Annotated in this window: 21 protein-coding genes; 10 read left to right on the top strand and 11 right to left on the bottom strand. The window is 68.3% G+C overall.

Going from position 1 to position 26546, the window contains the following annotated elements:
- Window positions 1-391 precede the first annotated feature (391 nt).
- The 3 genes from ASD69_RS15490 to ASD69_RS15480 all read left to right on the top strand — a co-directional run bounded on the left by ASD69_RS15490 (window position 392) and on the right by ASD69_RS15480 (window position 1637).
- Window positions 392-868 carry a hypothetical protein gene (locus ASD69_RS15490; RefSeq protein WP_056180192.1) on the top strand — a complete coding sequence of 159 codons (477 nt, stop codon included), beginning with the start codon at window positions 392-394 and terminating at the stop codon, window positions 866-868.
- An 84-nt stretch (window positions 869-952) separates the two neighbouring features.
- Window positions 953-1273 carry a hypothetical protein gene (locus tag ASD69_RS15485; protein ID WP_056180188.1) on the top strand — a complete coding sequence of 107 codons (321 nt, stop codon included), beginning with the start codon at window positions 953-955 and terminating at the stop codon, window positions 1271-1273.
- 13 nt (window positions 1274-1286) lie between these two features.
- A complete protein-coding gene (locus tag ASD69_RS15480) occupies window positions 1287-1637 on the top strand; it encodes a hypothetical protein (RefSeq protein WP_056180184.1) in 351 nt (116 codons plus the stop codon).
- Between the two features lie 30 nt (window positions 1638-1667).
- On the opposite strand, the gene ASD69_RS15475 is transcribed toward ASD69_RS15480, so the two are convergent.
- Entirely contained in the window at window positions 1668-4643 is a 2976-nt protein-coding gene (locus tag ASD69_RS15475) for a serine/threonine-protein kinase (RefSeq protein WP_056180181.1), read from the bottom strand.
- Between the two features lie 534 nt (window positions 4644-5177).
- Here ASD69_RS15475 and ASD69_RS15470 point away from each other — a divergent pair.
- The gene (locus ASD69_RS15470) at window positions 5178-7139 is read left to right on the top strand and encodes a hypothetical protein (RefSeq protein WP_157499228.1); all 1962 of its coding nucleotides are present in this window, start codon (window positions 5178-5180) and stop codon (window positions 7137-7139) included.
- 75 nt (window positions 7140-7214) lie between these two features.
- The gene (locus ASD69_RS15465; protein WP_157499227.1) at window positions 7215-8111 is read left to right on the top strand and encodes an enhanced serine sensitivity protein SseB C-terminal domain-containing protein; all 897 of its coding nucleotides are present in this window, start codon (window positions 7215-7217) and stop codon (window positions 8109-8111) included.
- 52 nt (window positions 8112-8163) lie between these two features.
- On the opposite strand, the gene ASD69_RS15460 is transcribed toward ASD69_RS15465, so the two are convergent.
- Window positions 8164-9609, bottom strand: a complete 1446-nt coding sequence (locus tag ASD69_RS15460; protein ID WP_056180171.1) for a serine hydrolase domain-containing protein — start codon at window positions 9607-9609, stop codon at window positions 8164-8166.
- 115 nt (window positions 9610-9724) lie between these two features.
- Window positions 9725-10129 carry a hypothetical protein gene (locus ASD69_RS15455; RefSeq protein ID WP_056180167.1) on the bottom strand — a complete coding sequence of 135 codons (405 nt, stop codon included), beginning with the start codon at window positions 10127-10129 and terminating at the stop codon, window positions 9725-9727.
- 248 nt (window positions 10130-10377) lie between these two features.
- Between ASD69_RS15455 and ASD69_RS15450 the strand changes: the two genes are divergently transcribed.
- The gene (locus ASD69_RS15450) at window positions 10378-11604 is read left to right on the top strand and encodes a pentapeptide repeat-containing protein (protein ID WP_056180165.1); all 1227 of its coding nucleotides are present in this window, start codon (window positions 10378-10380) and stop codon (window positions 11602-11604) included.
- A 194-nt stretch (window positions 11605-11798) separates the two neighbouring features.
- Window positions 11799-12761: an MBL fold metallo-hydrolase gene (locus ASD69_RS15445; RefSeq protein ID WP_056180163.1), complete on the top strand. Its 963-nt coding sequence runs from the start codon at window positions 11799-11801 to the stop codon at window positions 12759-12761.
- Window positions 12762-12812: 51 nt separating this feature from the next.
- Here the strand turns inward: ASD69_RS15445 and ASD69_RS15440 are convergent, their stop codons facing one another.
- The 3 genes from ASD69_RS15440 to ASD69_RS15430 are packed head-to-tail and all read right to left on the bottom strand — an operon-like array spanning window position 12813 to window position 15191.
- Window positions 12813-13709, bottom strand: coding sequence for a DMT family transporter (locus ASD69_RS15440; RefSeq protein WP_056180160.1), 897 nt, complete (start codon window positions 13707-13709; stop codon window positions 12813-12815).
- Complete coding sequence (locus ASD69_RS15435; RefSeq protein WP_056180156.1) at window positions 13706-14317, bottom strand: class I SAM-dependent methyltransferase; 612 nt, start codon at window positions 14315-14317, stop codon at window positions 13706-13708. Before ASD69_RS15435 ends, ASD69_RS15440 begins: the two co-directional genes overlap by 4 nt.
- 37 nt (window positions 14318-14354) lie before the next feature.
- On the bottom strand, window positions 14355-15191 hold the full coding sequence (locus tag ASD69_RS15430) for an AraC family transcriptional regulator (protein WP_056180152.1): 837 nt from the start codon (window positions 15189-15191) through the stop codon (window positions 14355-14357).
- Between the two features lie 278 nt (window positions 15192-15469).
- On the opposite strand from ASD69_RS15430, the gene ASD69_RS15425 reads away from it, so the two are divergent.
- Complete coding sequence (locus ASD69_RS15425) at window positions 15470-16249, top strand: hypothetical protein (RefSeq protein WP_056180149.1); 780 nt, start codon at window positions 15470-15472, stop codon at window positions 16247-16249.
- A gap of 13 nt (window positions 16250-16262) precedes the next feature.
- Here ASD69_RS15425 and ASD69_RS15420 read toward each other — a convergent pair whose 3' ends face one another.
- A complete protein-coding gene (locus tag ASD69_RS15420) occupies window positions 16263-16871 on the bottom strand; it encodes a GyrI-like domain-containing protein (protein WP_056180147.1) in 609 nt (202 codons plus the stop codon).
- Between the two features lie 113 nt (window positions 16872-16984).
- Window positions 16985-18439, bottom strand: a complete 1455-nt coding sequence (locus ASD69_RS15415) for a tectonin domain-containing protein (protein WP_157499226.1) — start codon at window positions 18437-18439, stop codon at window positions 16985-16987.
- 633 nt (window positions 18440-19072) lie between these two features.
- On the opposite strand from ASD69_RS15415, the gene ASD69_RS15410 reads away from it, so the two are divergent.
- Window positions 19073-20596: an FAD-dependent monooxygenase gene (locus ASD69_RS15410; RefSeq protein ID WP_200944015.1), complete on the top strand. Its 1524-nt coding sequence runs from the start codon at window positions 19073-19075 to the stop codon at window positions 20594-20596.
- A gap of 107 nt (window positions 20597-20703) precedes the next feature.
- Here the strand turns inward: ASD69_RS15410 and ASD69_RS15405 are convergent, their stop codons facing one another.
- Window positions 20704-21189, bottom strand: coding sequence for a VOC family protein (locus ASD69_RS15405; RefSeq protein WP_056180138.1), 486 nt, complete (start codon window positions 21187-21189; stop codon window positions 20704-20706).
- 323 nt (window positions 21190-21512) lie between these two features.
- Here ASD69_RS15405 and ASD69_RS15400 point away from each other — a divergent pair, with 323 nt between their 5' ends.
- Window positions 21513-22190: a class I SAM-dependent methyltransferase gene (locus ASD69_RS15400; RefSeq protein WP_056180135.1), complete on the top strand. Its 678-nt coding sequence runs from the start codon at window positions 21513-21515 to the stop codon at window positions 22188-22190.
- 37 nt (window positions 22191-22227) lie between these two features.
- On the opposite strand, the gene ASD69_RS15395 is transcribed toward ASD69_RS15400, so the two are convergent.
- Window positions 22228-23343: a protein kinase gene (locus ASD69_RS15395; RefSeq protein ID WP_056180132.1), complete on the bottom strand. Its 1116-nt coding sequence runs from the start codon at window positions 23341-23343 to the stop codon at window positions 22228-22230.
- A 124-nt stretch (window positions 23344-23467) separates the two neighbouring features.
- Entirely contained in the window at window positions 23468-26515 is a 3048-nt protein-coding gene (locus ASD69_RS15390; RefSeq protein ID WP_056180129.1) for a serine/threonine-protein kinase, read from the bottom strand.
- Window positions 26516-26546: the final 31 nt, after the last annotated feature.

The following is a 26546-nucleotide window of genomic DNA, read 5'->3' as shown; positions in this document are numbered from 1 at the left end:
CGATATCAGGCGAAGCCGCGGCGCTTGCGCCGACAAGGCGCAGCAGCGCTGCGCGCGTTGGCTGGGCAGCTCGGTCTTGGCGTACCGGATGCCGTTCGCGCGCGTGTGGCGACGGGTGCGCAGGCGCCGGCGGTCGTCCAGGTGTTGCAAGACGGCACCGGTTCGGCGACTGGCCGCCGCAAAGCCGCGATCGGGCGTTGACCCCGCGTCACGACGTCGCCGACCATGAGCGGACATCGCGTCTCGGGCTTCGATCGCGATGGATGGCTGCGAATTCCGGCGTTTTGCGGCAAGTGGCCGGCACCTGGCCGGCCGTACAATAGCGGCCGGACCCCTCGCGCAAAGGTCCGCTTGCCCGGCGAGCGGGCTTGCACTCAACGACTACCCTGGCATGCCGCAACTCTCAGCTCCCACCGAATCGGTACTAAAGCAAGCCATCGATATCGTCGGCCAGGAGGGCGTCAGCGAGGATGAGATCGAGCGGCGGGTCGCGGCGCTGGTGGAAGAGCCCATGCTCGCCCGGCGTGTGATCGACTGGCTGCCCGAGGTGTTCGGGCTGGTCCTGGTCTCGCACATGGACGGCGTCGAACTGCCGACCACCTTCAGCGCGCGCGATCGGCGCGGTCGCTGGCATCGGTTCGAGTTCGAAATCGAGCCCGTCTTCAAGAGCGCCTTGGTGCTGGCGGTGGAGATGTATCACGCCGGTCCCCGTCGCGGCTTCGGCGCGGTGGCGCTGCGCAGCTCGGTGGTGGCCGCGGCCAGCCAGGCCTTGCGCGAGAACGGCACCCTGGAGGGCGCGGACCTTACCGGACCTGCGCTGGCTGGAATACCGGCCGAGCTGTACGCGAGCGCGGCAGCTCGGAAGTAGCAGGTTCCTGGCCACGCCTTGACGGTGCCGTCGATCCGAGTCCAATCTGGATCGCATCGATTCCTGGGGGCAGCGAGAGGCGCGATGCCGGATACCGTGAACTTGTCCTGGGGACGTTTCGCACTGGCGATCGGCGTGCTCAACGGCGTGCCGTTGTTGCTGGCGCTAACGGGGAATGGGCTGGATTCCGGTCTCATGATCGTATGGCTGGTAGCGATCTCGCTCTCCATTTTCTTCGCCTTCGGCTGGGCCCGCCTGCGACGGGAGAATGCCGTCAGTCCGCTTTCCGCTTTCGACAAAGACCGTTTCAAGCGTGTGCTCATAGGCCCGCCGGTTCCCGCCATCGTGTGGTTCGCCGCCACGATGGCGGTGGCGATCGGCCTGGCGGTCATGACCGCCCTGTAGCGGCAGCCGAGGCATGGAGTTCCTCTGTCGATTTCACGACAGCGACGCCCTGTCGCAGGCGCGCGGCCGCCTGCGTGAGAAGGGTATTCCCAGCTTCGCCTCCGAGGTCGAATCGCGCAGGATGGGCAGCCAGTGGGCGCTGTTCGTGTGTTTGCCCGAGCAGGCCGAAGATGCGCGTAGGCTCCTGCGCGATCCGAACCATGAACCCGCCGTGCGTGTCGACGCCGCCGAGTTCGAACGCGCCATCGAGCACGCGGAACGCGCCCCCTCCGACGAGACGTTCGCGCGCTGGATCACCATCGTGGGCGCGGTGGTGGCCGCGGGCTTTCTGGTGCTGGTTTACCTGCGCTCGCAATGGGCCTGAGCCGGTCCGACCCGAGCCCGCCCCGTCGCGCTAACGCGCCTTGCCGCGGCACGCCTGGAGATGCAGCGGTTCCGCCGCGCTCAGCGCGGCCTTGATCGGAACCTGCGCGCCCGTGGTGTTGAGCATGCGGCCGCGCTGGCGCAGCGCGCTGAGGAAGCCGACGGTGTCGCGGGTGGCGAAATGCGTGGGCCCGAGCCTGGCCCGCTCCGAGGCCAAGGCCTGCTCCAGATAGCGCTGCGCCTGCGCGTTGTCGCAGTGCTCGTAGGCGTGAAGGGCGCGATACACCCAGGAGTCGTGCAGGTACAGCTGCGCGAGGTAGCCGGTGTCGTCGCGGTACGCGTCCAGGGTGCGCGCGAAGTCGCGGTCGGCTTCGACGCGATGGCCTTGCTGGTAGCGCAGGGTGATCCAGAAGATATCGACCATGCCCCGGTAGCTGCTCTTGGGCTCGAAATAGCGCTCTCCATCCGCGCGGCTCTCGCGCAGCAGGGCTTCGACCCTGGGCAGGTCCGTCGCGCCGCCGTGCAGCAGCAGCGAATGGGCCAGCAGCAGCTTCTCCCACGGCCCCGGAATGCGGGCCGCGCGCTTGATGCGCAGGTTGTATTCGAACAGCGCCTCGGCCTCCTTGTGGTCGCCGGGCTGCAGGATCGCCGGCGCCAGATCGTGCAGGCGGGCGGCCAGGGTGCGACGCGCGAACAACGTGGTTTCATGGGCCGGGCCCAGACGGGTCTCGCAAATGCGCAAGGCCTCGCGCAGCACCGGGACGTTGTCGCGCGATTCGCGCGCGGCCACGGTGGACCCCATCAACAGCGATAGCGCGTACTCGGGATGGTCGCGGCCGTAGGCGGCTTCGATCAGGGCGCGCCCGGCCTCGATGTATTTCAGCGCATCGACTTTACGGCCGTTCACGTACTGCCCGTAGCCGAGCAGGATCCAGGCGCGCGCGGTCTTGGGGTGGCGGTCGCCCAGGGTCTCGCGGCGGTCGCGCAACAAGCGCTCGGCCATGGCCAGGTCCGACGAGCGCCGGTAGCGGGCGGACATGGTCAACCAGTGATCGCGCCCGTCGTCCGCCAGTACCGGGTTGCGCAGGTCGACCAAGGCGATGGCTCGCTCCGCGTCGGCCTGCGCCTCTTTGAGCCGGAACAGGCGGCCGCGGAACTTGCTGCGCTGGATCAGCAGTTGGGCGAGCAATTCCTCGTGCCCGCCGCCCAGCGCTTGCGCCTGACGCAATGCCGTATCCAGCGTCCTCAGGGCCGCCGTCGGATCGCCCAGACCCCACTGCGCCTGCGCCAGTTCGACGCCGAAGGCGACCTTGGACTGATGCGCCTGCGCATCGTGACGCTCGGCCAGCACCGCGAGATGCGCGCGCGCCACCTGCGCGGCCTCGGCGTAGCGCGATTGTATGTTGAGCAGGGACAAGCGCGTGGCGGCGACGTAGTCCTCTTCGTCGATGTCGTCGCCGAGACTGAGTTGCGCCTCGTCCGCCAGACGTTCGGCGTGCCGATAGTCGCCGATCACCGCGTAGCTGCGCGCCAGCGTGGCCAGGCTGTGCGCCTGCAGGACGTGGTGCCGGCTCAGGTCGAGCTTGCGCAGCTCCATTTCGGTCTTGGCCAACAGGTTGCGCGAAGAGAAGGGCGTGGTGCCCAGGCCGGATAGGGTGGCCGAGCCCAGGGTCGAGGCGAACAGTTCGCTGACCGCGCGAGTGGCCTGGGCTTCGTGCAAGGCGCGCTGACTCTGCCAGTGCGAGATGCCGAAGGCCGCGCCCAGCACCAGCGGCAGCGCGAATGCCAGACTGGCGGCGGCGCGGTTGCGACGCAGCAGTTTTTTCGTGCGCGGCCACCAGCCGACCGGATTGGCATGGACCGGGTGGCCGGTGCGCCAGCGTCGCAGGTCTTCGGCGAATGCCTGAGCGCTCGCATAGCGATCCTGTGGCCGCTCGGCCACCGCTTTGAGCGCGATCGCCGACAGATCGCCGGCAAGCTCGCGCGTCAGCGCCGTAATGCCGGCAACGCCGCGCTCGGTCGCTACCGAACTCGGGGCCTGGGCGAGCAGGCGATCCATCGGCGCGGCGGTGCCTTGCGCGGCGTCGGGTATCAGCGCGCTGAGGGTATGCAACGCGGTCGGCCATTGCCCGCACAGCAGGCGATAGCTCAGCACGCCCAGGGCATACAGGTCCGCGGCCGTGCCGCCCGCGCCGAGGCTGTGCGCGCCTGCGCGCCGTATCTCCGGCGCGGCGTAGTCCATGGTCAGCCCTATGCGCTCGCTGTGCGCGCCGGTCAAGACCTCGAAGGTGGAGGACAAGCCGAAGTCCACCAGCTGCACTCGGCCGTCCTCGGTCACCAGCAGATTGGACGGCTTGATGTCGCGATGCAGCAGGCCTTGCGCATGCGCGTATCCCAAGGCCCGCGCGGCCTGCATCAACAGATCGACGCGCTCGCGCACCGGTGCGCGGCGCCGATCGCACCAGCGGTCGATGGCAAGCCCGTCGACGTAGCGCATCGCGAACCAGGGTTGGCCGTTCTCGTCCACGCCGCCATCGACCAGGGCGGCGATGCCGGGATGGTCGAGGCGCGCGAGATGATTGCGCTCGTTGCGAAAGGCCGCGATCAGCTCCGGCGTGGCCAACTCGGCGCGCACGCATTTGAGCGCGACGCGCTGTTGGTAGTGGCCGTCGTCGCGGTGCGCCTCGTAGACGCTGCCCATGCCGCCGTGCGCGATCGCGCGGTCGATGCGCCATGCGCCAAGGCGGGTGCCGATGCGCGCATCCGCTGCCTGCGCTTCGTCGGCATCCAGCGGCCGCGATGCTTGCTTGTCGGCGATTACGTCCGCGGGCGAGCGCGACAGTATTCCGGAGGCGCTGTCGTCGTCGGCTTGAAACAAGGCGCGCAGCGCCTGGTGCAAGGCGGGATCGCGGCGCGCCAGCTCGGCTAAGGCGCTTTGACGTTCGGCCCAGGGCAGGTCGATCCACTGGTCGAACAGGCCCAGTGCGCGCGTGATGAGTTCGCTCATGGAGAGTGCATCGCCGCCTTGGTTGGATAGGCAGGGTCCATGGTCGGATGTTCCGTCGCGGCAGGGATGGTCGTGATGAGTAGGCGTCAATTGATACGCCAAACGCGACAGGCTGTCGAACCCTCGAGCTGGATGCACGTGACTGTCGCGATGGCAGCGCGAGCGTCGTGTGCGTGGCGAGTCTTCGAGCGTGCTTTCGGATCAGTCGCGCGTACGCGGCGCGTGGAGGCGGATCGTGCGACCGCGAGAATCGCGTGGATTATGTGTGTATTTGTGATGCGCATTAAACGCCTATAGGTACTTTCACTCTCTTTATTTTCAGTAACCGATGGTGCGATCAATGCGCGCAAAGGAGCGCCTTCGGTGTAGGTTGCGGGGGCCGAAATGGGATGCCGGACGTGGCAAGGGAGCGCGACGATGGATAGAGATTCGCTTGCATGCGCGAATGACAAACGGATATGGCACATAAGTGAAGTGCCTAGCGCACAGAATAAGTGCGTGTACGGCGAGAAGTTCTGTCCGGCGCTAGCTGCAGTGGGGCGCCGTACGCGGATTCTGTTCCCGGCCTTGGCCGCGCTGGCGTTCATGTTGCCCACGGCGGCGGCGTTCGCCCAGAACCGTCCGACCCTGGAGATGCAAACCACCAACGGCGGGCCCGCGGGCACCGGCCCAACCACCGCCAGCCAAGTCGTGACCTTTCGCAGGAACAACGACAACCCCGGCGGCAATACTTTCGCCGCGCAAGCGCCGCTGCCGGCGGTCACGGTGACCTATAGCCTGTCCAACCAGCAGTACACCTTGAACACGACGACCGAATCCGCCGCCGGCGCGGCTGTCGCTTTCGGCAGCAACTTGAATAACGCCGGCACGCTGGCCGGGCCGCTGAATCTGTACATGAACATGAGCACCATCGGTGCGCCGGCCAATGGCTCTTTCACCTCCACCGGCACCTCGACCGCGGGTACCGGCATCGAGATCGCGCAGAACGGCGCCATCGAGATGTTCATCTCCACGCGCGGCCTGTTCAATGCTGGCGCGCCGACCAACGCCAGCTATCGGATGGCCGATCTCACCTTGACCTTCAGCCGTCCGGTCAACAATCCGGTTCTCCATTTCGCCGGCACGGGCGGAATGTTCGGCACCATGGGCATAGCGCCGACCTTCGATCTGCTCACGCCAGGGCTGTCGCTGACCCGCCTGTCCGGCAATGCCGCGTTCGCCACCGGCATCAACCCGGCTACCGGCTTGCCCTCGGTCAGAAACGCGGCCGTCACGCCTGCCGCCGCCTGCAACGTCGCCGATGAGGCCGCCTGCGGCTCGGTACGCGTGGTGGGCAACAATCTGTCGTCGATCAGCTTCCGCATCTACCTGCGCGGCGATGGGCTGGAAACAGTTTGGGCCACGCCTGCCCAACATCCGGGCGACGGATTCACCGTCGGGGTTTCCCTGGACGTGCCCCCACGCATTCGCTTGCAGAAGGCGCTGGGCGCCGGCGGGCGCGCGGCCGCGGCGGATCAGTTCGCCTTGAGCATCGCCGGCCCGGTGGGTGGAACCGCGACCACCGTCACCACCAACACCACCGGCACCGGCACCACCGCGACCGGCACCGCCGATTTCGCCCAAGCCGATGTAGGCGCCACCTACACCTTGTCCGAAGCCATGGCGGCGGGCAGCACCACACCTTTGACCGGCTACACCAGTTCGATCGCGTGCGTGAACGCCACGGCGAACTCCACCACCGTACTGCCCAGCGGCGCGGGCACCAGCTTCACCCTGACGACCACGGCGGCCGACGACATCACCTGCACTTTGACCAACACCCGAAAGGCCGTGCAGTTCCGCCTGGCCAAGGTCTGGGGCGCGAACAGCATTGCCGGCAACGTGGCGTCGATCGCGGCGACGACGGGGCTGACCACCAATACCGCGGCCTTCACTTCGACCGCGCCCACCAACACCAACGGCGCGACCGTGACCGCCTTGGTCGGCGAGGTGGCGACGCTGCCGGCGGAAACCTTCAGCAGCGGCAGCCTGGCCAATTACACCACCGCACTGACCTGCGACAACGGCGTCGCGCCCTCGGGCAGCAACGGCCAGGTCAGCAACACGGTGACGATCCCGAACAATCTGCCCGCCAACACCCTGGTCACTTGCAGCTACACCAACACGCGCCGGCAGGCCAACCTGTCGATCACCAAGACCAATACGCCGGGCACCAACGGCGAGGTCGACCAAGGGGCCGATACCGTGATGACCGGCAACTCCACGGTGTACACGGTGATCGCTACCAATGCCGGACCGGACGCCGCGCATGGCGCGATCGTGCGCGACCAGCCGGTGGGCGGTTTGAGCGGCTGCGTGGTCAGCGGTTGCACCCAGAACGGCGGTGCTGCCTGTCCGGCCACGCCGAACGATATCTTGAACGCGGGCGGCGCGACGCTACCGGTATTTCCCGCGAACGCATCGGTGCATTTCGTCGTGGCTTGCACCGTCAACTAGGCCTGGCTGCCGGACTCCGTGGCGCGGCGCCACGCGCCACGGAGCGACTGCCTGCGCCGCGCTGGGACCGGCCCCGTGGGGCGCACCGGTCTGCCGCAGCGCGGTGTCGCCGAGATTGACGCGGGCGCCCGCGCCATCCGAGCATCCGTCCATCGCCCGGCCGCAACGGCCAGGCCTCTGGTTTTCGGAACTCGCATGGACGCAGCGCGCAACGCCCTGGAAATCGCATTGGCGCGCGCCGCCGCCGAGCCCGCGGCGCGACCGGCGTTCTATCGGCTGCTGCTGGACTCGGAAATTTTCGCGATCGGCCATACCCGAAGCTCGAACGATGGTGGCGACAAGCTAAAGCTGGCGCTGATGCAATGGCAGACGCAAGACGGAGCGCCCTATCTGCCGTTCTTCGCCAGCATGGAGGCCTTGCGGCGCGAGTCCGACGACGAAGTCGCGGCGGTGTCGATGCCGGCGCGCAACTTTTTCGAGCTCACCCGTGGCGCCACGGTGGTGCTGAACCCCAGCTCCGACTGCGGCAAGGAGTTCACGCCCGGCGAGATCGCGACCTTGCTGGACACCGGCATGTCCCAGCGCGTGAGCGCGCATACGATTCCGCACAGCAGCCAGGTGCTGCTGGGTCAGCCGGCGCAATTGCCGACCCGGATGCTGGCGTCCTTGAGCGCCTTGCTGGCGACGCGGCCCGAAGTGCGCGCGGCCTATCTATGCCAGATGCACGACCCTGCCCGGATGCCGGAGCCCGGTCTCGTGGTCGGCTTTCAAGGCGCGGGCGACTTGGACCGCGTCATGCAGGACGCCGCCACCGTCGTCGCCGATACCGTTCCACCGGGACACTCCGTCGACTTCGTGGCGATATCGCGCGGCGACGGCGGCCTCGGCGACTATTTCCTGAGCTCGGTCGCGCCGTTTTATCGGCGTTCCTGGAGCAGCAGGTTGAAGGCGCTGTTTTCGTCGCGGGCTTAAGACCTGCTCCCGACGGAGATGCGGTGCGCTCTCGTCGATCGTCGGACGAAGCTTAGGGCGCGCCTTCCAGCCGCCGCAGCTGCGTTGCCGCATGCGTGTTCTTCGGATCCAGTACCAGCGCGCGCCGGTACGCCTCGATCGCGCCCTTGCGGTCGCCGTTGACCGAGCGGGCTTCGGCCAGGCTGTCGTAGGCATTGCCGCTGTTCGGATACAGATCGACGATGCGTTCGAAGATGGCCAGGGCCTGCTTCGGACGGCCGGAGGCGAGCAAGCGGTAGCCCCAGTCGTTGAACTCGGCCTCGGGGAAGCTGGCTTGCGGATGTTGGGCGCGCAAGTCGCGCAACACCGTGTCGACCCGCTCGTAATCGCTGTCGTCCAGCGCGATCCGCAGCGCGGGGATGCCGGTCAGCGGCAGTTCGGGCGCGTAGATCTTGGCGATGCCGTCGATGAAGTCCTCCGGGTAGGCGCCCGACAGATTGGTGAGCACGACCACGGCGAGTGCGTCGTCCGGATACAGAAACACCGCCGAGCGCCCGCCGCCGGTCATGCCGACCATGCGATGGCTGCCGCGCGCGAACACCTGCCAGCCCAGCCCCCATTGCCCCGGCTTGCCGTCGGCATACCGCACCGGCGTCCACAGCCGTTCGCGCGTGCGCGCGTCGATCAGGCTGGCGTTCAACACCGCCTTCGCCCAGTTCGCCATGTCTTCGGCGTTGCTGTTGATGCCGGAGGAAGCCTGCCGATAGGGCGGGAAGCGCTCGTAGATGGGGCGCAGGGTACGCGGGGTGCCCGGCCCGCTGTCGCGGTAGCGATAGTTCGGACCCTTGCCGGGGACCACGACGTCGGCGTCGCCATAGCCGGTATGGCGCATGTCGGCCGCGGCGAACTGGGCGGTGGCCAGCGCCGCGTCTGACGGACGCGCCGTCAGTTGGTTGAGGATGCGTTGCAGCAGCGTGTAGTTGGTCTGGCAGTAGTCGTAGCGTTCGCCAGGGGCGAAGCGGATCGGTTGCGCCAGGGTCCACGCCCATGCGGCCGCGGGGTCCTGCTCGACGCTGGGCGCGCGCATCAGGTCCGGCAGGCCGGACATATGCGCCATCAGTTGTTCGATCGTGACTGCTCGCCAGGACTCGGGCAGGTCGGTGAGGTAACGCGACAGCGGGGCTTTGGGATCGAGGCGGCCCTGCGCGATGGCGGCGCCCGCGGCGATGCCCGAAAACGCCTTGGTGATGGAATTCAGCGAAAACACCGAGGCGTCGGTCACCGGCACGCCGAGCTCCACGCTCGCGACTCCGTAGTTGCGCAGCAGTACGGTGCGGTCCTGGCGCACCACAGCGACTTGCAGGCCGGGAATGCCCAGCTGCTGCATCCGCCGTCGCACCAGCGCGTCGACCGCTCGGGTGTTCGTGTCCGTGGAGGGCGCGGTCGGCGCGGGGGCGGCGTGGGCGCTGCCGATGGCGGCGGCCGACAGCACGAGCGCGAGCAGGAAACCTAAGTTCATGAGTAAGCGATGCCTGCGGTTAGTTCGGGTCCACGAGGGGCCCGGTTCCATGTGCGATTAGAGATAGGTCCACGGCGATGGTCGCGCCTTGCATGCTCCGATGCGACCGGTTCGGCTAGAGCACATCCCAATCGGCGCGGCCGGTGAGGGTCTTCCTGCCCAGCGTGAGCGTGCCGGCATCGCCTTGGACCTCGAGCACGAACGACGGCGGTTGGCGCGAATCGCCGGGGTTGGTATGGCGCACGGTCAAGCGCTTCCCGGCCCGATCCATGCGCACGACATAGGCCTTGGGATTGGCTTCGTACTGCCCGCTGCCGGTCCAGCTGGTTTGAGGAAAGCCCGGGTCCTCGCGGCCGACCAGCTCGAAGGAAAAGAAATCGGCGGGCGTGGTGCCGGCCGAAAAGCGGAACAGGGTGCCGGTCGCCGATGCAGGCAAGGCGCACAAGGACAAGACCAGCAACAGGGCCCAGGCGCGAGCCTGGTGAAGGCTGCGAGCGGCGAAACGGGCCGTGCTTTCCATTGCGAAAACTCCGCGATCGGTTGGTGGTGGGCGCGTCGGCATTGTGAGCCGCGCTTTCGCGGCGGAGCAATCGGGATCCAACGAATGCCGCGGGGAATGCGCCAGACCGGGGCGCGGCCGGCGCAAACGCTGGGCGCGGCCGGCCGATGAGACGCGCCCGGTGCGGACGGACGGCGCGCAGCCGCCCACACTTTCGGCTACTGTCCAGCCTCTGCCACAGGGGGCGTGCCATGAATGGATTCGGGTGGATGCTGGTAGCGGTCATGGGGGCGATGTCGGTGCAACCGGCCAGGGCCGCCGATGCGGACGCGCTGTATCGGTTGTTGCATCCCAAATCCTGTCTGGGCTGCGATCTGAGGCAGGCCGAGTTGCCCGACGGGATCGACTTGAGCGGTTACGACTTGAGCAAGACGCGCTTCGACGGTGCGCGCCTGCGCGGCGCGAATCTGCAGGGCGCCGACTTCGGCGGAGCGGATCTCACCGGCGCCGACGCCAGCGGCGCCAACCTGCGTTCCGCGAAGCTGGGCACGGCCAAGCTGGCCGGCATCGATTTCAGCCGCGCCCAGCTCGACGCCGACTTCAGCGGCATCGACCTGACCCGCGCGCGCTTCAAGGGCAGCGAGCTCAACGGCAACCGCTTCAATCGCGCGCAGCTGGGCGATGCCGACTTCAGCGAATCCAAGCTGGTCGGCGTCGATTTCGGCAAGGCCGTGGCCCAGCGCGCCGACTTCAGCGCCAGCCGCATCGAGAACACCCACTTCGTCGGCGCGGTGTTGAGCGGGGCCAGCTTCAAGGATCTGCAGGTGCAGAGCTACAACGTCGGCAAACCGATCGACTTCAGCGGCGCGGATTTGAACGGCGCTGATTTCAATGGCGCCAACTGCCGTGGCAAGTCCTTTCGGATCTGTACGCGCACCGACGCCGCGACCACCTGTCCGGCGGGCAATAAGGGCCCTTGCCTGGACTTCGGCTCGGCGCTGGTCGCGCGCAATCGCGAGACCTTGAACGGCACTGCGGAGTGCAAGAGCTGCGATCTGCGTGGGGCGACGCTGGACAACAAGGGCGGCGCGCGCATCGTCCTGGATGGCGCCGACCTGCGCTACGCCTCGCTGTATCGCTTCAACGCGCCAGACGGCAGTTTCGTCGACGCCAAGCTGCAAGGCGCGGACGTGGTGGGCGATTACACGCGCGCCAAGATGCAGGGCGCCGACCTGCGCGCCGACCGCCTGATGGGTACCTTCGTCGAGGCCCAGATGCAGGGTGCGGACCTCAGCGGCGCGGATATCCAGATGTCCGACTATCGCCGGGCCAACCTGGTCAAGGCCAAGCTCAACAACACCCTGGTGTACGGCACCGACCTGCGTGGCGCGGACCTGACCGGCGCCGACGTCCAAGGGCTGCGCTACGGCAACACAGCCAAAACGGATGCCACCACGACCTGCCCGAACGGAAAGCCGGGGCCTTGCGCCTGGTGAACCGTCGATGGGTGCGAGGGCCCGATCGAGCTTGCGCGCAGGCACGCGCGCAAGCGATACAGGCGAAATGAGCAAGACACTGTTGCGTAGATGCCGGCTTGTTGGTCGATAACGGCGGGGCTAAGCTCGCCGAGCCGCAACGCCCGGTCACCGGCGAGTGTCGCCGCTCCCCACTTCGCACCCGAGACCTGCCCATGAATCGCACCGCGCTCTCTCTCTTCGTCGCCGCCGCCTTGGCCGGCGCAACCTTGGTCGGTTGCGCCAAGCCCGAGCCCGCCGCGACCGCCACGCCGACTCCGGCCGAGACGCCCGCCACGGCCACGGCCTCGACGCCGGAAACCGCGAACCCGGATGTGCATCGTTTCAAGATCGGCGCGCTCGATGCCGCGGCCTTGAAGGACGGCGACATCGACGCCGCCAACGACGGCAAGACCTTCGCCCTCGGCCACCCGCCGGCGGACGTCGCCGCGCTGCTGAGCGCGGCCGGCCTGCCGACCGACGTGCTGCATCTGAGCATCCAGCCTTTGCTGGTGCGCAGCGGCTCGCGCGTGTTGCTGTTCGACACCGGCGCGGCCGACGCCTCGTTCGCACGCGCCGGGCGCCTGCCGGCTTCGCTGCGCGCCGACGGCGTCGAGCCTTCGCAGGTCACCGACATCTTTCTTTCGCACCAGCATCAGGATCACACCGGCGGCCTGCTCACCGCCGACGGCAAGCTCGCGTTCCCCAACGCCGCCATCCATCTGTCGGCACCGGAATGGGAAAGCCTGAAGGCCGACAAGGGCGCCGCCGCCTTGGTCGCGGCGATGACGCCGAAGGTTGCCCCCTTCCAGCCGGGCGCAGTCCTCATTCCCGGTGTCGTGACCGCGGTCGCCGTGGACGGACATACGCCCGGCCACAGCGCCTACGAGATCGCGTCGGGCGATCAGCGCCTGCTCTACATCGGCGATACCGCGCATCACCACGTGATCTCGGTGCAGCGTCCGGAGTGGACCATCCAATACGACACCAACGCGCCGCTGGCCCAGACCAGCCGCCGCGCGCTGCTGCAGCGCGCGGCCGACGGCGATCTGCGCGTCTACTCCGTGCACTTCCCGTTCCCGGGCCTGGGCCACGTCAAGGCCCAGGGCGAGAGCTTCGTCTGGGTGCCGGAACACTGATCGCGAGCGGGGCAGCGCGTTACGGCGCCGCTGCCCCGCGCTCGATGTCGGTCACCTGCTTTCGTCGCTGCCTATCGGAACCGGATCGGCGCCATGCTGCGACGCTCCCCGCGAGGTGGCCAGGAATGAGCCCAGCAGCACCAGGGCGAAGCCCGCGAGCATGCCCGGCGTGAGCGGCTCATGCAGCAGCCAGACCCCTAGCAGCAAGGCCACCACCGGATTGACGTAGGTGATCACGGTGGCGCGCGTGGGGCCGGCTTCGGCGATCAACGAGAAGAACAGCAGGAACGCGATCGCGGTGCAGACCACGCCCAGCACCAGTACGGAGCCAGCGGCTTTCATCGTGACCTGCGGCGGCCAGGCCGGAATCGCGAACGGGATGTACAGCGCCGCCGCGACCGCGAGCGAGGCGGCGATCACGCCCAGCGGCGGTACCCCGGACAGATAGCGGCTGATCACGATCGGACCCAGCGCGTAACCCAGGGCGGTCGTCAGCGCGGCGCCTACGGCCCAGCCGTTGGAGACGTCGATGTCCAAGCCGACCAGTGCGACCACGCCGCCCAAGCCCACGGCCAATCCCAGCGAGCGTCGGCCGTTCAGCACTTCGCGACCGCTCAGCACCATCAGGCCGGCGGTCAGTACCGGCACCAGCGCGATCAGCAGGCCGGCGGTGGAACTGTTGATGCGCGTCTCCGCATAACCCAACAACCACCAGGGAATACTGATCTCGACCAGGGTGAAAGCCAGCAAGGGCTTCCAGTAGCGCAGCAGCGGCCGCAATTCCCCGCGCATCGCCGCGATCGGCAGCAACAGCAAGGCGCCGATCAGAGTGCGCGCGAACGCCACGCACACCGGCGGCAAATCGGCCACCGCCACCCGGATCAGCAGATAGGGAATGCCCCAGATCAGGCCGAGCGCGAGGAACAGCCACCAGGCGCGCGCGCTCATGCGGCCTTCCTCGCCAGCACGGAGCGCCAGGGACCGGAGCTCTCGTCCTGGTGCGCTTCCCACACGACGACGAAGCCTGCGCGCCGCAGGCGCCGGTCCAGCGCTTCGCCGGTCCACAGCACCACGCGATAGTCGCCGGAGTTCGCCTGCTCCCAGTACTCGGTCTCGCCCAGCGGGTAGGAAAGCAGCACGGCGCCCTCCGACGTCAGGGCGTTCGCGAGTTTGCGCAACACGGCATCCAGGTCGGCGCGCTCGAAGTGCTGAAGCACGCATAGCATCAGGATGCCGTCGTAGGTGTCGGCGATCTCGTCAGCGAGCACGTCCAGCGCATCCACGCGATGGCCGCGCTCGGCCTGAACCTCGCGGAAGGCCGCCGTCACGTCGGTGCGGTGCACGCGCAGGCCCAGGGTTTCCAGGAAATCGGCATCCCAGCCGGGGCCGGAGCCCACGTCCAGCACGCGCCCGCCAGCGGGCAGCAGCTCGGCCAGTTGCCGCAAGGCCGTGGCATACAGCCCGGTCGGCTGCTTCGGCACGCTGGCCGCGTAGTCGTGCGCGCATCGCTCGTAGCCGGCGACGGTGCGGCGGTTCGAATCGGACGAATCGGGCATGGCGTGTGCTCCTGGGGCGTAGCGATGAGGCGAGGCCTTAATCGGCCAGCGGTATCCACAGCGAGAGCCCGCCTTCGCCGGTGTCGGGATCGAACTCAGGCGAATGCCGCTCGATGATAGGCGACTGAGCCGGCGTCCATCCGTGCTCGGGCAAGGCTTCGTTCCAGATCGCGGCATAGGTATCCAGTACCGTCGAGACATGTCCGCGGTGTTCGAACACCGCGTAGCGGCAAGGCGCGATTTCGATCCGCAGCAGATCTTCCGGTACACGGCCGAACGCGCTGACCTCGGCGGCGCAGACGTAGTCGAATCCGCCCTGTTCGTCCGCGGGCTGCTGAATGCCGATCGGTATGCCTTCGACCCGGTGCGGAATCTGGCCGTAGCTGCCGGCCATGAAGACCTGCCATTGAATGGGAATGCCGATGACCTTGTCGAAGCTGTGGCGGCGCGACAGACCGACCGCGCGCACGGCCGGACCGTCGGCCAACCAGGGCGGCGCCAGCGCGGGCCGCGCCCGGTTGCGCAGGTCCAGTGGCGCGACCAGCGCCAGGCCCTGCGTGCTCGCGCGCTCGCGCACGCGCTCGGGCGGCAGCTCGAACTGATCGCGGAATGCGCGGGTAAAGGCTTCGTGCGAACCGTAGCCCGCGTCCAGCGCCACCGCCAGAATATCGGGCGCACCCTGCGCCAAGGTTTGCGCCGCGCAGGTCAGGCGCCGCGCGCGCAGGTACTTCATCAGCGGCCAGCCGGTGCTGCTGCCGAACGCGCTGGCCAGGTGCGAGCGCGATACGCCGCAGGCTTCGGCCACGGTCGACAGGCTGAGCTCGCATTCCGAGTTGCGCTCGATGACCCACAAGGCTTTGTCCACGACCGACATGCGAGTCCTCCCGTTTCGAAAGGCGCAACCTAACAAGCGTGTCGGCCGGCCGTTTGATCGTTCGTACGGTCGGAGGGTGGCCGTTCCCGGCCGGGCGCGATAGTGACAAGTCTCACAAGAACGCGATGATGCGCGGATCCGACTAACCTGCGCTGCCCCAATGCGCCTGGCCGCCTTGTCGGCGACCCGACTCGCGCCACGCCCGCATGGGCGAACGCTGGCCTGTTCGTGCGGCATCCGACGTTGGCCCCGGATGTCGAGCCAACGGAGGGCGGGTCATGATCGTCTCGGTGTTCAATCTCAGCCACGGCGCCATCGGCGACCTCCGCATGCAGGAGGTGATCCGGGCCATCAATATCCAGATCGAGCGCGACTTTGAGCCCTACTGGGGCTTCGGCGCGACGCTGCGCCTGGAAGGGCACACGGCCCGCAAGGGCAAGCGCCGTTTCGAGTTCGAGCCCCTGGATATGCGCGGCGACGGCGTGCTGTACGTGCTGGACAAGTTCAACAAGGACCTGGCCGGCGCGCACGAGACCGACTTCCGCGGCGTGCCGGCGGGCGTGGTTTACCTGGACCTGAGCAAGGGCTTGCAGGAGGACTGGACGGTCAGCCTCTCGCACGAGGCGCTGGAGATGATCGCCGACCCGCAGGTCAATCTGGTGGTGCAGGGGCCGCATCCGGAAGCGCGCGATCGCGACGTGTTCCACTGGTTCGAGATGTGCGATGCCGTGCAGGCGCAGTCCTACGCCATCGACGGCGTCGGCGTGTCGGATTTCGTCCTGCCCCTGTACTTCACGCCCACGTCGGAGCCCGGCTCGCGCAACAACTTCATGGGGGCCGTGACCCGCGGCAAGAAGAGCGTCGACCTGCCTTCGTTCGGCGTGGCCCACGGCGGCTATATCGGCTATTTCGATCCGCGGAAAGCCGACAACCTCACCTACGAACACGAAGGCGACACCTTGGCCAGGAAGCGCCGGGCCCTGAAGCAGGGCCGCACCGGCCGTCGCGCTCAACGCATGCTAAAGACGGCCAACTTCGCCAAGATACCCAAGGCCTAGACCGCCGTCGCGCTCACTTCATCGGCTGGCGGATGATGGTTTTCCACTTGGCCGGATCGCCGCGGCGGATGTCGCTGAGATAGATCTCGTGGTGCTTGCCGGTCAGCGTCGAACGCGCGGCGATGTGGTCGTGGACGCGCTGTATGGTCGGGCCTTCCTCGCTGAAGGGGCCGATGTGCAGCGTCTGCGCGCACCGGCCCTCATCGAAGGACGCCAGCCTCAGCTGGCTCACCGCGGGTAGCGCCTTCTTTCGTCGCACCTGCGCGATGGCCGCGTCGATGACCGCGTCCGCCACGAAATCCGGCTGCAGGATCATCATCGTCCATTGCCATTGCGAACGGTCGTCGGCGGCGAAGGACGCCAGGTCGTCCGCCCACCACAAGCCTTCCAAGGGCATGACCGCGTAGTCGATCGCCTGCTTGCCCTTCTTGAGCATGAACTTGGCCGTGTAGGACACGGAGAACAGAGCCTCCACCGCGGCGGCGTAAGCGGGCGAGGTGTTGGGGTCGCCCGCGCCGTCGATCATCAGGAACCGCAAGCTCGGCACCTCGACTTCGACCACGGCCTTCGCCGAGGGCTGGTAGAGGAACTTGAGTTCTTTCTTCAGATCGATCTTGCCCATGCAGACTCCCAAGGACGACGAATGCGGCCGCTGCCGCCGCGCACGAATGCGACGATCGTACGCGGTGGCCGGACCGCGATGGGTCGAAGCCCGGCGCCGGCCTGGAAGCGCGGTCAGAGCGAGGTCTGCGCCTGCTGGTCTGGCCGGCCTTGCTGGCTCTGCTGGCGTTGCTGCCACAGCGGCGATTTGAAGTAATGGTGCAGATGGTGGTCCGCGCCGACCGCGACGCCGGAGCCCGACCACACCGCATTCTGGCCCGAGCCGTCGTCCCAGGTGACGCCGCACACGTGATAGCGATCGGCGGCGTCGATCTGCTGCAGCTGCATGGTGCCGGCCTGGCTCCAATCGCCGGGCGCGATCCGCGACCACAGATGGTGATTGCCGTCGATCGCGAACAGCGAAGCGTCGGCGCCGATCGCCACGTCCAGCATCGCGCCGGTGGTCGGAGAGGAGACCGCCTGCCAGCCGCCGCCGGTGAAGAAGAACAGCTTGCCGCTGGGGTCGAGGCCGGCGATGTACTGCGAGGAACCCACCGCGACCTTCTGCATCCGGCCAGGCACGGACTGCCAGGCGGCACCGTCGAAACTCCAGATCGCTTGCGCCTGATCGACGGCCCACAAGCTGCCGTCGACGCCCGCCGAGATCGAAACGAAATTGCTGCCCGCGATCTTCTGCCAGGTGCTGCCGCCCCATTGCAGATAGACGCCGGTCTGCACGTCGAGCGCATACATCTTATGGGCGTCGATGGCGATCTTGTCCAAGGTGCGATTCGGAAACACCAGCGACTGCCAGGCGCCGAAGCCGGCCAGCCGGACGACCGGATCGCCGTCGACCAGCAGGGTGCCGTCCGCGGCCACGCCGGCCGAAGCGCAGGACCCCAGGGTGTCGATGGGCTGCCAGAAGCCGCCGCCCAGGACCCAGAGCAGGCCGAAGTCCCAGCCGTAGACCAGCCCGCCGTTGCCCGCGGCGATGCCGAACAGATTCGGTGTGTTGGTGGCGGCGACCCGCCATACGCCGCCATCGAGATACAGAGTGCGATCGTCGTGCGACTGCAGCCAGACCGTGCCGTCCGGAGCGATCGAGATCCACTGCGCGTTGGGTGCGTCGGTCACCGGAGCGAAGGTGCTGCCGTTCCACTTGTACGGAACGCCGGGGCCGCCCCACCAGCCGCTGGTGTTGTCGATGGTCCAGACATTGCCGCCGTCGCCGACCGCGACGAACAGGGCCATGGCGCCGCCGTTGGGGCGTTGCTGCCATTGCCCGCCGGACCACTCGAAGATATTGCCGTTGCCGTCGACGCCCCAGGCCGAACCGTCCGCGCTGGTGCTGACATGCCACATCGGCGTCCAGGGCGCGGCCTGGTACGGCGTATTGACCAGCTGATAGACCTCGCCGGCGGCGCTGAGGCCGTAGATGCTGTTGACGTTGCCGACCGCGATATAGGTCAGCGCCTGCGAGGTTTCGGGCTGCACCGAGGAATTGCCCAGATACCGCAGCGCCTGATGGGCCGCGTTCAAAGCCCAGAACGTACCGTCGTTGCCATTCGTCGCCATCAAATACGTTGCCATGCGCTACTCCGAGAGTGGGATGGAAGTGACAGGACCGGGCTCTGGTTTCCCCGCGCACAGCGCTACAGCGCCCTGCGCCAGGCCGAGCGGCGGTGGCGACGCGGTGCTTGCGGCGGTTCGGAAGCTTGCAGTTCCCCGGGTGTAGCCGTGTTCGTGCTGCGGCGGCAGCGACCGCTCCGCGGTATCGCGCCACGTCGGTCGTACCGGCGTGGCGGCGAAGACGGGTTCATTGCGCCCAGCGCAATCCTACGTCCGCTCCGGCTCGGAAACGACCGCGCCGGTGTCGGCGGTCGCCCCGTAGGCGCCGCTCATCCGGCGCGGTCGCCGGACGATGCCGATGTTGGCGTGTCGGACGCGATGCGCCGGCGGGCCGAGCCCGCGCGGGTCGTCGTGTTCGGAAAGAAGAGCGGACCGGCGCAGGCAGGCGGCTATCCGCGCTGGAACGCGGAAGAAGGCGGGTAAGGGGGCTTGGGCGGAACGCGCGCCCGCGCAGCGGGCCGATCGGCGTGCAGGGGGTGAAGACGCCCCTGTCCCTATCAATATCTTAGCGCATGGGGGGCTTGCGGCAAGCCCCGCGCCGTGGCGCTAAATCGCCGACCGTAAGCCGGACCCTCCGGCCGTTGGAGCGACGACATGGGCGAGCGGTTAGTTCAAGACGAAATGCGTGGGCATGCGGTGGCGATCGCCGGAGGCGGCCCGACCGGACTGATGCTGGCGGCCGAATTGGCCTTGGCGGGCGTGGACGTCGCCATCGTCGAGCGGCGCGCCAATCGGGATCTGGTGGGCGCGCGTGCGGGCGGTCTGCATGCGCGCACGCTGGAGATCCTCGATCAGCGCGGCGTCGTCGAGCGATTCCTGTCGCAGGGACAGGTGGCCCAGGTCGCGGGCTTCGGCGGCACCACGTTCGATATCGGCGACTTCCCGACCCGGCATCCCTACGGCCTCGGGCTGTGGCAGAACCACATCGAACGCATCCTCGCCGATTGGGTGGATGAGCTGTCGGTGACGATCTATCGCGGCTGCGAGGTCGCCGGTTTCGTCCAGGACGCCGCCGGCGTCGACGTCGCCTTGTCCGATGGCCGGAGCCTACGCGCGCAGTACCTGGTCGGCTGCGACGGCGGACGCAGTCGGGTGCGCAAGGCCGCCGGCATCGAATTCCCCGGCACCGATCCGAGCACCAGCGCCCTGATCGCGGAAGCGCAATTCAGCCAGCCGCCGGCATTGGGCGTCCATCGCGATGCCTTGGGCACGCATGGGTTCGGCAAGCTGGATTACGAGATCCGCGACGGCAAGGTGGTCTACGGGGAAGGCGGGCCGACCCGGGTCATGGTGACCGAGGCGCAGGTCAGCACGACCGAACCTACTCTGCGCGATCTCAGTGCCGCCCTGATCGCCGTGTACGGCACCGACTACCGGATACACAGCCCCGCTTACATCTCGCGATTCACCGATACGACGCGTCAAGCCGCGAGCTACCGCGTCGGACGCGTGCTGCTGGCCGGCGACGCCGCGCACATACACAGCCCGATCGGCGGACAGGGCCTCAACACCGGCGTGCAGGACGCGGTGAATCTGGGCTGGAAGCTGGCTCAGGTCGTCCACGGCACCTCGCCGGAGGGTTTGTTGGACAGCTATCACGCCGAACGCCATCCGGTCGGCGCGCGCGTCTTGCGCAACACCCTGGCGCAGGTCGTATTGCATCGCAACGACGACCGCAGCAAGGCGGTGGCCGAGGTGGTGTCCGAGCTGATGCGCATGGACGAGCCGCGCAAGCGCTACGCGGCGATGATGAGCGGCTTGGATATCCGATACGAGTTCGGCGAAGGCCATCCGCTGCTCGGGCGCCGCGTGCCCGATCTCGAACTGATCGGCGCCGACGGCCCGCTGCGTGTCTATACCTTGCTGCACGAGGCCAGGCCGGTGCTGCTCAACCTGGGCGCACCCGGCGCCTTGGACCTCGCCGTGTGGACGGGGCGAGTGCGCTTGGTCGAGGCGCGCTACGCGGGGGTGTGGGAGCTGCCCGCACTGGGCATCGTCGCGCCGCCCACGGCCGTGTTGATACGGCCGGATGGCCATGTGGCCTGGGTGGGCGAGGGCACGCACGAAGGACTGCGCGAGGCGCTCGCCACCTGGTTTGGCGCGCCCGTCGAGAGCTGACGCGGGCGGCGTTATCGTTCGGGGCTTAGCACCCGGCGATCGCCTTCGAGCCTGCGACCGCTATGCGTCGCAGGCGCGGGGCGTAGCCTCGCGAACGTATCCGAACCTCAGGTGCCGACGTCCGCGACCGCGCGATCGAGCTCGGCGATGTCGATCTTGCGCATTTTCATCATCGCTGCGAACGCGCGTTTCGCGGTGTCGCCGCCCTGGGCCATCAGATCGGTCAGGCGCCGCGGCGTGATCTGCCAGGACAGGCCGAAACGATCTTCGCACCAGCCGCACATGCTCTCTTTGCCGCCGTTGTCCACGATCGCGTTCCAGTAGCGATCGGTTTCGGCCTGGTCGTCGGTGGCGACCTGGAAACTCACCGCTTCATCGAACTTGAATTGAGGACCTCCGTTCAACAGCAGAAACGGCATGTCGAAGATCGTCATCTCGACGGTCAGGACCTCGCCCTGCTTGCCGTCGGGATAATCGCCGGGCGCACGCGCCACCGCGTCTATGTGGCTACCGGGAAAGGTCGCGGCATAGAACTGCGCGGCCTCTTCGGCGTTTTTGTCGTACCAAAGGCAGGGCTGGATCTTGGCGGTCATGCGCAACCTCCTGAGGTCAATCCGGGCGAGCGAGGGTACTGCGGCGCGAGCGAGTCTGGCGTGAAGTCGCCTCGCCCAGCTTTCGCGTCTTCGGCGAGCGCCACCCAAGGCCCACGCGCATGAAGCCCTGACCCGGCGTGGGCGATCCGTCGTCGGCACGCATGGCCGTGGTGGCGGTATCGGTCGTGGGAACGTGGCGGCTCGTGTCTGCGGCGACATCGCGGCGTTGCGCGAGGCGCGACGATCCGTGCCAGCGGTGCCCGATCGGCGGCGCGGCCCATGCCGTAGCATGAAACGCCCTGGCTTCGAGCGGGAGTTCTGCCTTGTCTTCGTTCTCCGATCCGCAAGCGGTCGCCCGCTACGCGCAGGGCCCGGTGCGCCAGGTACCGGGTTTTCATGCCCTGCAGCAAATGACCCGGCTGCTGCTGGCCGAGCGCGTGCCCGACGACGGCCGCGTGCTGGTGCTGGGCGCCGGCGGCGGTTTGGAGTTGAAGGTGTTCGCCGAAGCGCAACCGGGATGGCGCCTGGTCGGCGTGGACCCGTCGGCCGAGATGTTGAAGCTCGCGGCGGTCACCTTGGGGCCGCTCGCGCCGCGCGCCGAACTCATCGAGGGCTATATCGACAGCGCGCCCGAGGGGCCCTTCGATGGCGCCGCCTGCCTGCTGACCTTGCACTTCCTCGATGCCGAGGAGCGCCTGCGCACCTTGATCGAACTCCGGCGGCGCTTGCGGCCGGGCGCGCCGCTGGTCGTCGCCCACCACAGCATTCCGCTGGAACCGGAGCAGAAGCGGCGATGGCTGAGCCGCTATGCGGCCTTCGGGATCGCGTCCGGCGTCGCCGAGTTGGACGCCAACCATGCGATCGCCGCCATCGGCGCCAGACTGCCGCTGCTGTCGCCCGAGCAGGAGGTCGAGTTGTTGCAGCAGGCCGGCTTCGGTACGGTCGAGCTGTTCTACGCCGCGTTTAGCTTCAAAGGCTGGGTCGCCTACAACCCGGCCTAGCGTCGTTGCCCTCAGGGCCTCGCCGATCTGCCAGCGTTCACAGATGCAGCGCCTGCCGCAGGCGCAGCAACCAACCGCTGTCCCTGGCGATCGGGCGGCCCGCATGCCACAGGCGCAGGTCGTCGGCGAACGCGAGCATGTCCGCATAGCCGCCGCGCGCGGCCATGGCTCGTTCGACGATGGACGTGAGGTCGCCGCCGAGGGTGCGCGCGAGCGCGCGGTTGTCGTGCAGGCCGCGGCGTTGGGCGACGCTGGCCGGGGCGTCGATCAGGGCCAAAGCCATGCTCGGCGCGGCGCCGGGTTTCGCCGACAGCGGCGCGCGGCCGCACAGCAGGCGGAATGCGACCGCGCCCAGGGCGCGCACGTCGGCGCCGATGGCGATACGGTCGGCGTCGGGCGGCGTGGGTGCGGCGTCGAACAGCGAGGCGCTGCGGGCGGGTGCGGGCAGGCCGAAGCCGACCAGCTGCAGTTGCCCGGTTTCGTCCACCAGCAGGCTACAGGCGGCCACATGCCGGTGGCGCACGCCGTGGGCATGGGCATAGGCGAGCGCGTCGCAGGCGCGAATCAGCAGGTCGACTCGCTGCGCCACGGGCAGACGGCGGGCGTCGCACCAGTCGTCGATGGCCTGGCCGTCGACGGGGCGGGCGGCGAACCAGGGATGCCCGTCGCCGTCGATGCCGGCGTCCAGGATGGTGGCGATGCCCGGATGGCGCAGTGCGACCAGACGGCGACGGTCGGACAAGAAGGCGCCGATCGCATGCGGCTCGCGCAGGGCCGAATTCAGGCAGTGCAACACCACTTGCTGGCGGTAGCGGCCGTCGTCGCGGTAGGCGAGGTAGCGGCCGCCGCCGCAGGCGTCGGCTAGGGCGCGATCGATCCGCCATGCGCCCAGGCGCTCGCCGATGCGGGGATCGGCGGGCCCGGCGTGCGCGTGTTCGGGCGAGGCCAGCACCGCCAGATGGGCGACCAAGCCGCTGGGCAGTTCGTCGTCCAGGGCATGGCGGCAGCCGTCGGCGCGCAGCAGATGGGCCAGGGCCCCGTGCAGGCGCGGATTGGCGTGCTGGAGCGATTGCAACCATTCCGCACGTTGCGCCGCCGGCAGGTCGACGTAGTCGTCGAACAGGTCCAAGGCGCGAAGCTTGAGTTCGTCCATGGGTAAGCGGTGAGGCCGGCGGTGGGCGCGGTTGCGCCTGACACAGCAGATATCGCCGTGGCGCGCGGCATCAGGGCATGCAGGGGACACCGTTCGTCGCTGGAAAGACGAATCTGCGACCGGGTTAGCGCTTAGCGGTTCCGCTGCCGGGCTGCACGCCGCCCTTAGGCAGCGCCGCAGTCAGATTGGTAGTGGAATTTTTACGTACGAAATATGTTTCATTTCCGCAGTTCTGGGCGCGTCGAAGGACCGCGGCCTTGAGCGCGTACGGCGGAATGCCTTGCGCCGGCGGCGCCGTCAGCATGGCGCCGTCGCGCAAGGCGGTCAGATAGGCGCGCGATTCGCGGGTGGCGGGGCCCTCCGGTCCCTGGCGGCGCAGGTCGTCTTCGGCCGACTGGGTCAGCAGCGTCGCCGCATCGTCGTCGCGGCAGGTCTCATAGGCGTACAGCGCGCGGAACATCAGGCTCTCGTGGATGCCGGCGCTGGCGACATCGCTGTCGTCGGCGACATCGGCGGCCACCTGCCGCGCGAAGGCGGTGTCGGCGCGCGCGCGCTGTCCTTGCAGGTAGTCCAGCGAGATCGCCATCTGGCTGACCAGGCGGGTGAACGCGTCGTCGGTTTCGTAGTAGCGGGCCGCATCGGACTGGGCATGGCGCAGCAAGGCCTGCGCACGCGGCAGGTCGGCCGGCGTGCCGCGCAGCATCAGCACGCGCGCCAGCAGCTGCGCCTCGCGCGAGGAGGGCAGGCCGGCCTTTTCCTTGATGCGCAGGTTGTCGCTCAACAGCGTTTCGATCTCGGCTGGATCGTCGGGCCGCTGGTTGCGCGGCGACAGGCTCAGCAGGCGCATCGCCAGCACGGTGTTCGCGCGTACCGTGGTTTCGTGGTTCCGGCCCAGGGTCCGCTCGCAGATCTGGGCGACTTCGCGCAAGGGAGCGATGCTGTCGCGGTTGTCGCCCGGCGCGGTGTAGGACGCGATCATCGACGCCATCGCGTATTCGGGGTGGTTACGCCCGTACGCGGCTTCGATCATCGCCAAGCCGGCCAGCAATTGCTGACGGGCGATCACCTTGCTGCCGGCCAGGTATTGGGTATAGCCGAGCAATATCCAGGCGCGGCCGGTCTTGGGATGGTGCTCGCCCAAGGTGCGTCGGCGGCTTTGCAGCAGGCGTTCGCTGAAGGCCGGGTCGACCCGGCGGCTCTTGCGCAGCAGCATCATCACCAACTCGTCGCGGCCGTCGTCGGCGAGCACGGTGTTGGTCTTGTCGGCCAGCGCGATCGCCGAACTCAGATCGGCTTGCGCCTGTCGGAAGTAGGACACGCGCGAACGATAGTTGCCGCGGCGGATCAGCACCTGGGCCTGCAGTTCTTCGTTGCCGGGCCCGAGTGCGCGCGCCTGCGCGACGGCTTCGTCCAGCGTGCGCAGCGCGGCCGGCGGATGGCCTTGCCCCCACTCGGCCTGGGCGAGTTCGGCGCTGAAGTTGACTTTTTCCCGGCGCGCGGACGCATCGTTGCGGTCCGCCAACTGCGTCAGACGGGCTGTGGCCAAGCGCGCGGCGTCGTCGAAATGCGCGCGTGCATTGAGCATCGAAACCTGGGTGGCCGACACGTAGCCGTCGTCGTCCCCGACCTCGCCCAGGGCGCGCATCGCCTCGGCGGCCAGGTCTTCGGCGCGCTTGTAATCGCCGATCACCGCGTTGCCGCGCGCGAGCGTGGCCAGGCTGTGCGCGAGCAGTTGCGGGTGGTCGTGCAGCGACATTTGGCGCAGTTGCGCCTCGGTCTTGTTCAACAGGGCGCGCGAGGAAAACGGCGCGCTGCCGAGACCGGACAAGGTGGCGGTGCCCAGCGTGGACGCGAACAGTTGGCCGACCGCGAGGGTGGCGCGCGCCTCGCGCGCGGCGCGCTGGCCTTGCCATAGGGTGATGCCGGTGCCCGCGATCAAGACCAGCAATAGCGACGCGGCCAAGGCGGTCGCGGCGCCGTTGCGACGCATCAGCTTGCCCAGGCGGGCCAGACGGCCGAGCGGGCGCGCCAGCACCGGCCGACCTTGCTGCCAACGGCGCAGGTCGGCGCCGAGCTCGCTGGCGCTGGCGTAACGGTCTTGCGGTTGCTTGGCAACCGCCTTGAGCGCGATCGCGCTGAGGTCGCCGGCCAACGCGTCGGCCAAGGCCGCGACGCTGCGCGCGCCGCGCTGCCGCGCCACCGATGCGGGCGTCGACGCCTGCAGCAGGCGCTCCATGGGCTCGGCGGCCGCGGAACTCCAGCCGGGCATGAGTTCGTGCAGGCTGTGTTTGGGCGCCGGCCATTGCGCGCACAGCAGGCGATAGGCCAGCACGCCCAGCGAATAGATGTCGACCGCGGGGCCGCGAATGCCGTCGCGCAGGCTTTCCGGCGCGCTGTAGTCGGGCGTGGCCGCGAGCTGCGGATCGGCAAGCGCGCTGCCGGTGAACAGCGAGGAAATGCCGAAGTCGACCAGATGCAGATGGCCATCCGCGGTGACCAACAGGTTGGCCGGCTTGATGTCGCCATGCAGCACGCCCTGCGCGTGCGCATGCGCGAGCGCTTCGCAGGCCTGGATCAACAGGCCCACGCGGGTGCGCACATCGGCGTTGCGGGCGTCGCACCATTCGTCGATCGGGGTGCCGTCGACATAACGCATCGCGAACCAGGGCCGGCCATCGCCGTCGATGCCGCCATCGACCAGACTGGCGATGCCGGCGTGGTCCAGGCGCGCCAGGTGATGGCGCTCGTCCAGGAAGGCGGCGACCAGATCGGGCGAGACCAGTTCGTTGCGGATGCACTTGAGCGCGACGCGCTGCTGGTAATGGCCGTCGTCGCGATGCGCCTCGTAGACCGCGCCCATGCCGCCGCGCGCGATCAGGCGTTGCAGGCGCCAGGGCCCCAGGTGGGTGCCGATGCGCGATTGGTCGGCGCAGTGCGCGTCGTCGTCGGGCGCGTCCTCGGAGTTGGCGGGCTGCTTGTCGGCCAGGAAATCCACGGCCGAGCGCCGCAAGACGACCTCGTCGCCGGCGTCGGCGTCCAGCAGCGCGCGCAGGGTCGCGTACAGCGGCGCGTCGCTGCGCGCCAGCGCCGCCAAGGCGCGCTCGCGCGCGGCCGATGGCATCGCCACGTACTCGTCGAACAATGTCAACGCACGCACGGACAAGGAGGTCATGGCGGTGTCGGCCAGGTCGGGCGTCCTGCGT

This window comes from Lysobacter sp. Root604 (assembly GCF_001427505.1).
Classification (GTDB): Bacteria; Pseudomonadota; Gammaproteobacteria; order Xanthomonadales; family Xanthomonadaceae; genus Lysobacter.
Note: the sequence above shows the minus strand (reverse complement) of the source record. Positions and strands in the feature narration are given on the sequence as shown.

Bases quoted from the DNA above. Each gene is read 5' to 3' on its own strand.
- ASD69_RS15490 (WP_056180192.1), top strand. From the start codon at position 392: ATGCCGCAACTCTCAGCTCCCACCGAATCGGTACTAAAGCAAGCCATC.
- ASD69_RS15485 (WP_056180188.1), top strand. From the start codon at position 953: ATGCCGGATACCGTGAACTTGTCCTGGGGACGTTTCGCACTGGCGATC.
- ASD69_RS15480 (WP_056180184.1), top strand. From the start codon at position 1,287: ATGGAGTTCCTCTGTCGATTTCACGACAGCGACGCCCTGTCGCAGGCG.
- ASD69_RS15475 (WP_056180181.1), bottom strand. From the start codon at position 4,643: ATGAGCGAACTCATCACGCGCGCACTGGGCCTGTTCGACCAGTGGATC.
- ASD69_RS15460 (WP_056180171.1), bottom strand. From the start codon at position 9,609: ATGAACTTAGGTTTCCTGCTCGCGCTCGTGCTGTCGGCCGCCGCCATC.
- ASD69_RS15455 (WP_056180167.1), bottom strand. From the start codon at position 10,129: ATGGAAAGCACGGCCCGTTTCGCCGCTCGCAGCCTTCACCAGGCTCGC.
- ASD69_RS15450 (WP_056180165.1), top strand. From the start codon at position 10,378: ATGCTGGTAGCGGTCATGGGGGCGATGTCGGTGCAACCGGCCAGGGCC.
- ASD69_RS15445 (WP_056180163.1), top strand. From the start codon at position 11,799: ATGAATCGCACCGCGCTCTCTCTCTTCGTCGCCGCCGCCTTGGCCGGC.
- ASD69_RS15440 (WP_056180160.1), bottom strand. From the start codon at position 13,709: ATGAGCGCGCGCGCCTGGTGGCTGTTCCTCGCGCTCGGCCTGATCTGG.
- ASD69_RS15435 (WP_056180156.1), bottom strand. From the start codon at position 14,317: ATGCCCGATTCGTCCGATTCGAACCGCCGCACCGTCGCCGGCTACGAG.
- ASD69_RS15430 (WP_056180152.1), bottom strand. From the start codon at position 15,191: ATGTCGGTCGTGGACAAAGCCTTGTGGGTCATCGAGCGCAACTCGGAA.
- ASD69_RS15425 (WP_056180149.1), top strand. From the start codon at position 15,470: ATGATCGTCTCGGTGTTCAATCTCAGCCACGGCGCCATCGGCGACCTC.
- ASD69_RS15420 (WP_056180147.1), bottom strand. From the start codon at position 16,871: ATGGGCAAGATCGATCTGAAGAAAGAACTCAAGTTCCTCTACCAGCCC.
- ASD69_RS15415 (WP_157499226.1), bottom strand. From the start codon at position 18,439: ATGGCAACGTATTTGATGGCGACGAATGGCAACGACGGTACGTTCTGG.
- ASD69_RS15410 (WP_200944015.1), top strand. From the start codon at position 19,073: ATGGGCGAGCGGTTAGTTCAAGACGAAATGCGTGGGCATGCGGTGGCG.
- ASD69_RS15405 (WP_056180138.1), bottom strand. From the start codon at position 21,189: ATGACCGCCAAGATCCAGCCCTGCCTTTGGTACGACAAAAACGCCGAA.
- ASD69_RS15395 (WP_056180132.1), bottom strand. From the start codon at position 23,343: ATGGACGAACTCAAGCTTCGCGCCTTGGACCTGTTCGACGACTACGTC.
- ASD69_RS15390 (WP_056180129.1), bottom strand. From the start codon at position 26,515: ATGACCTCCTTGTCCGTGCGTGCGTTGACATTGTTCGACGAGTACGTG.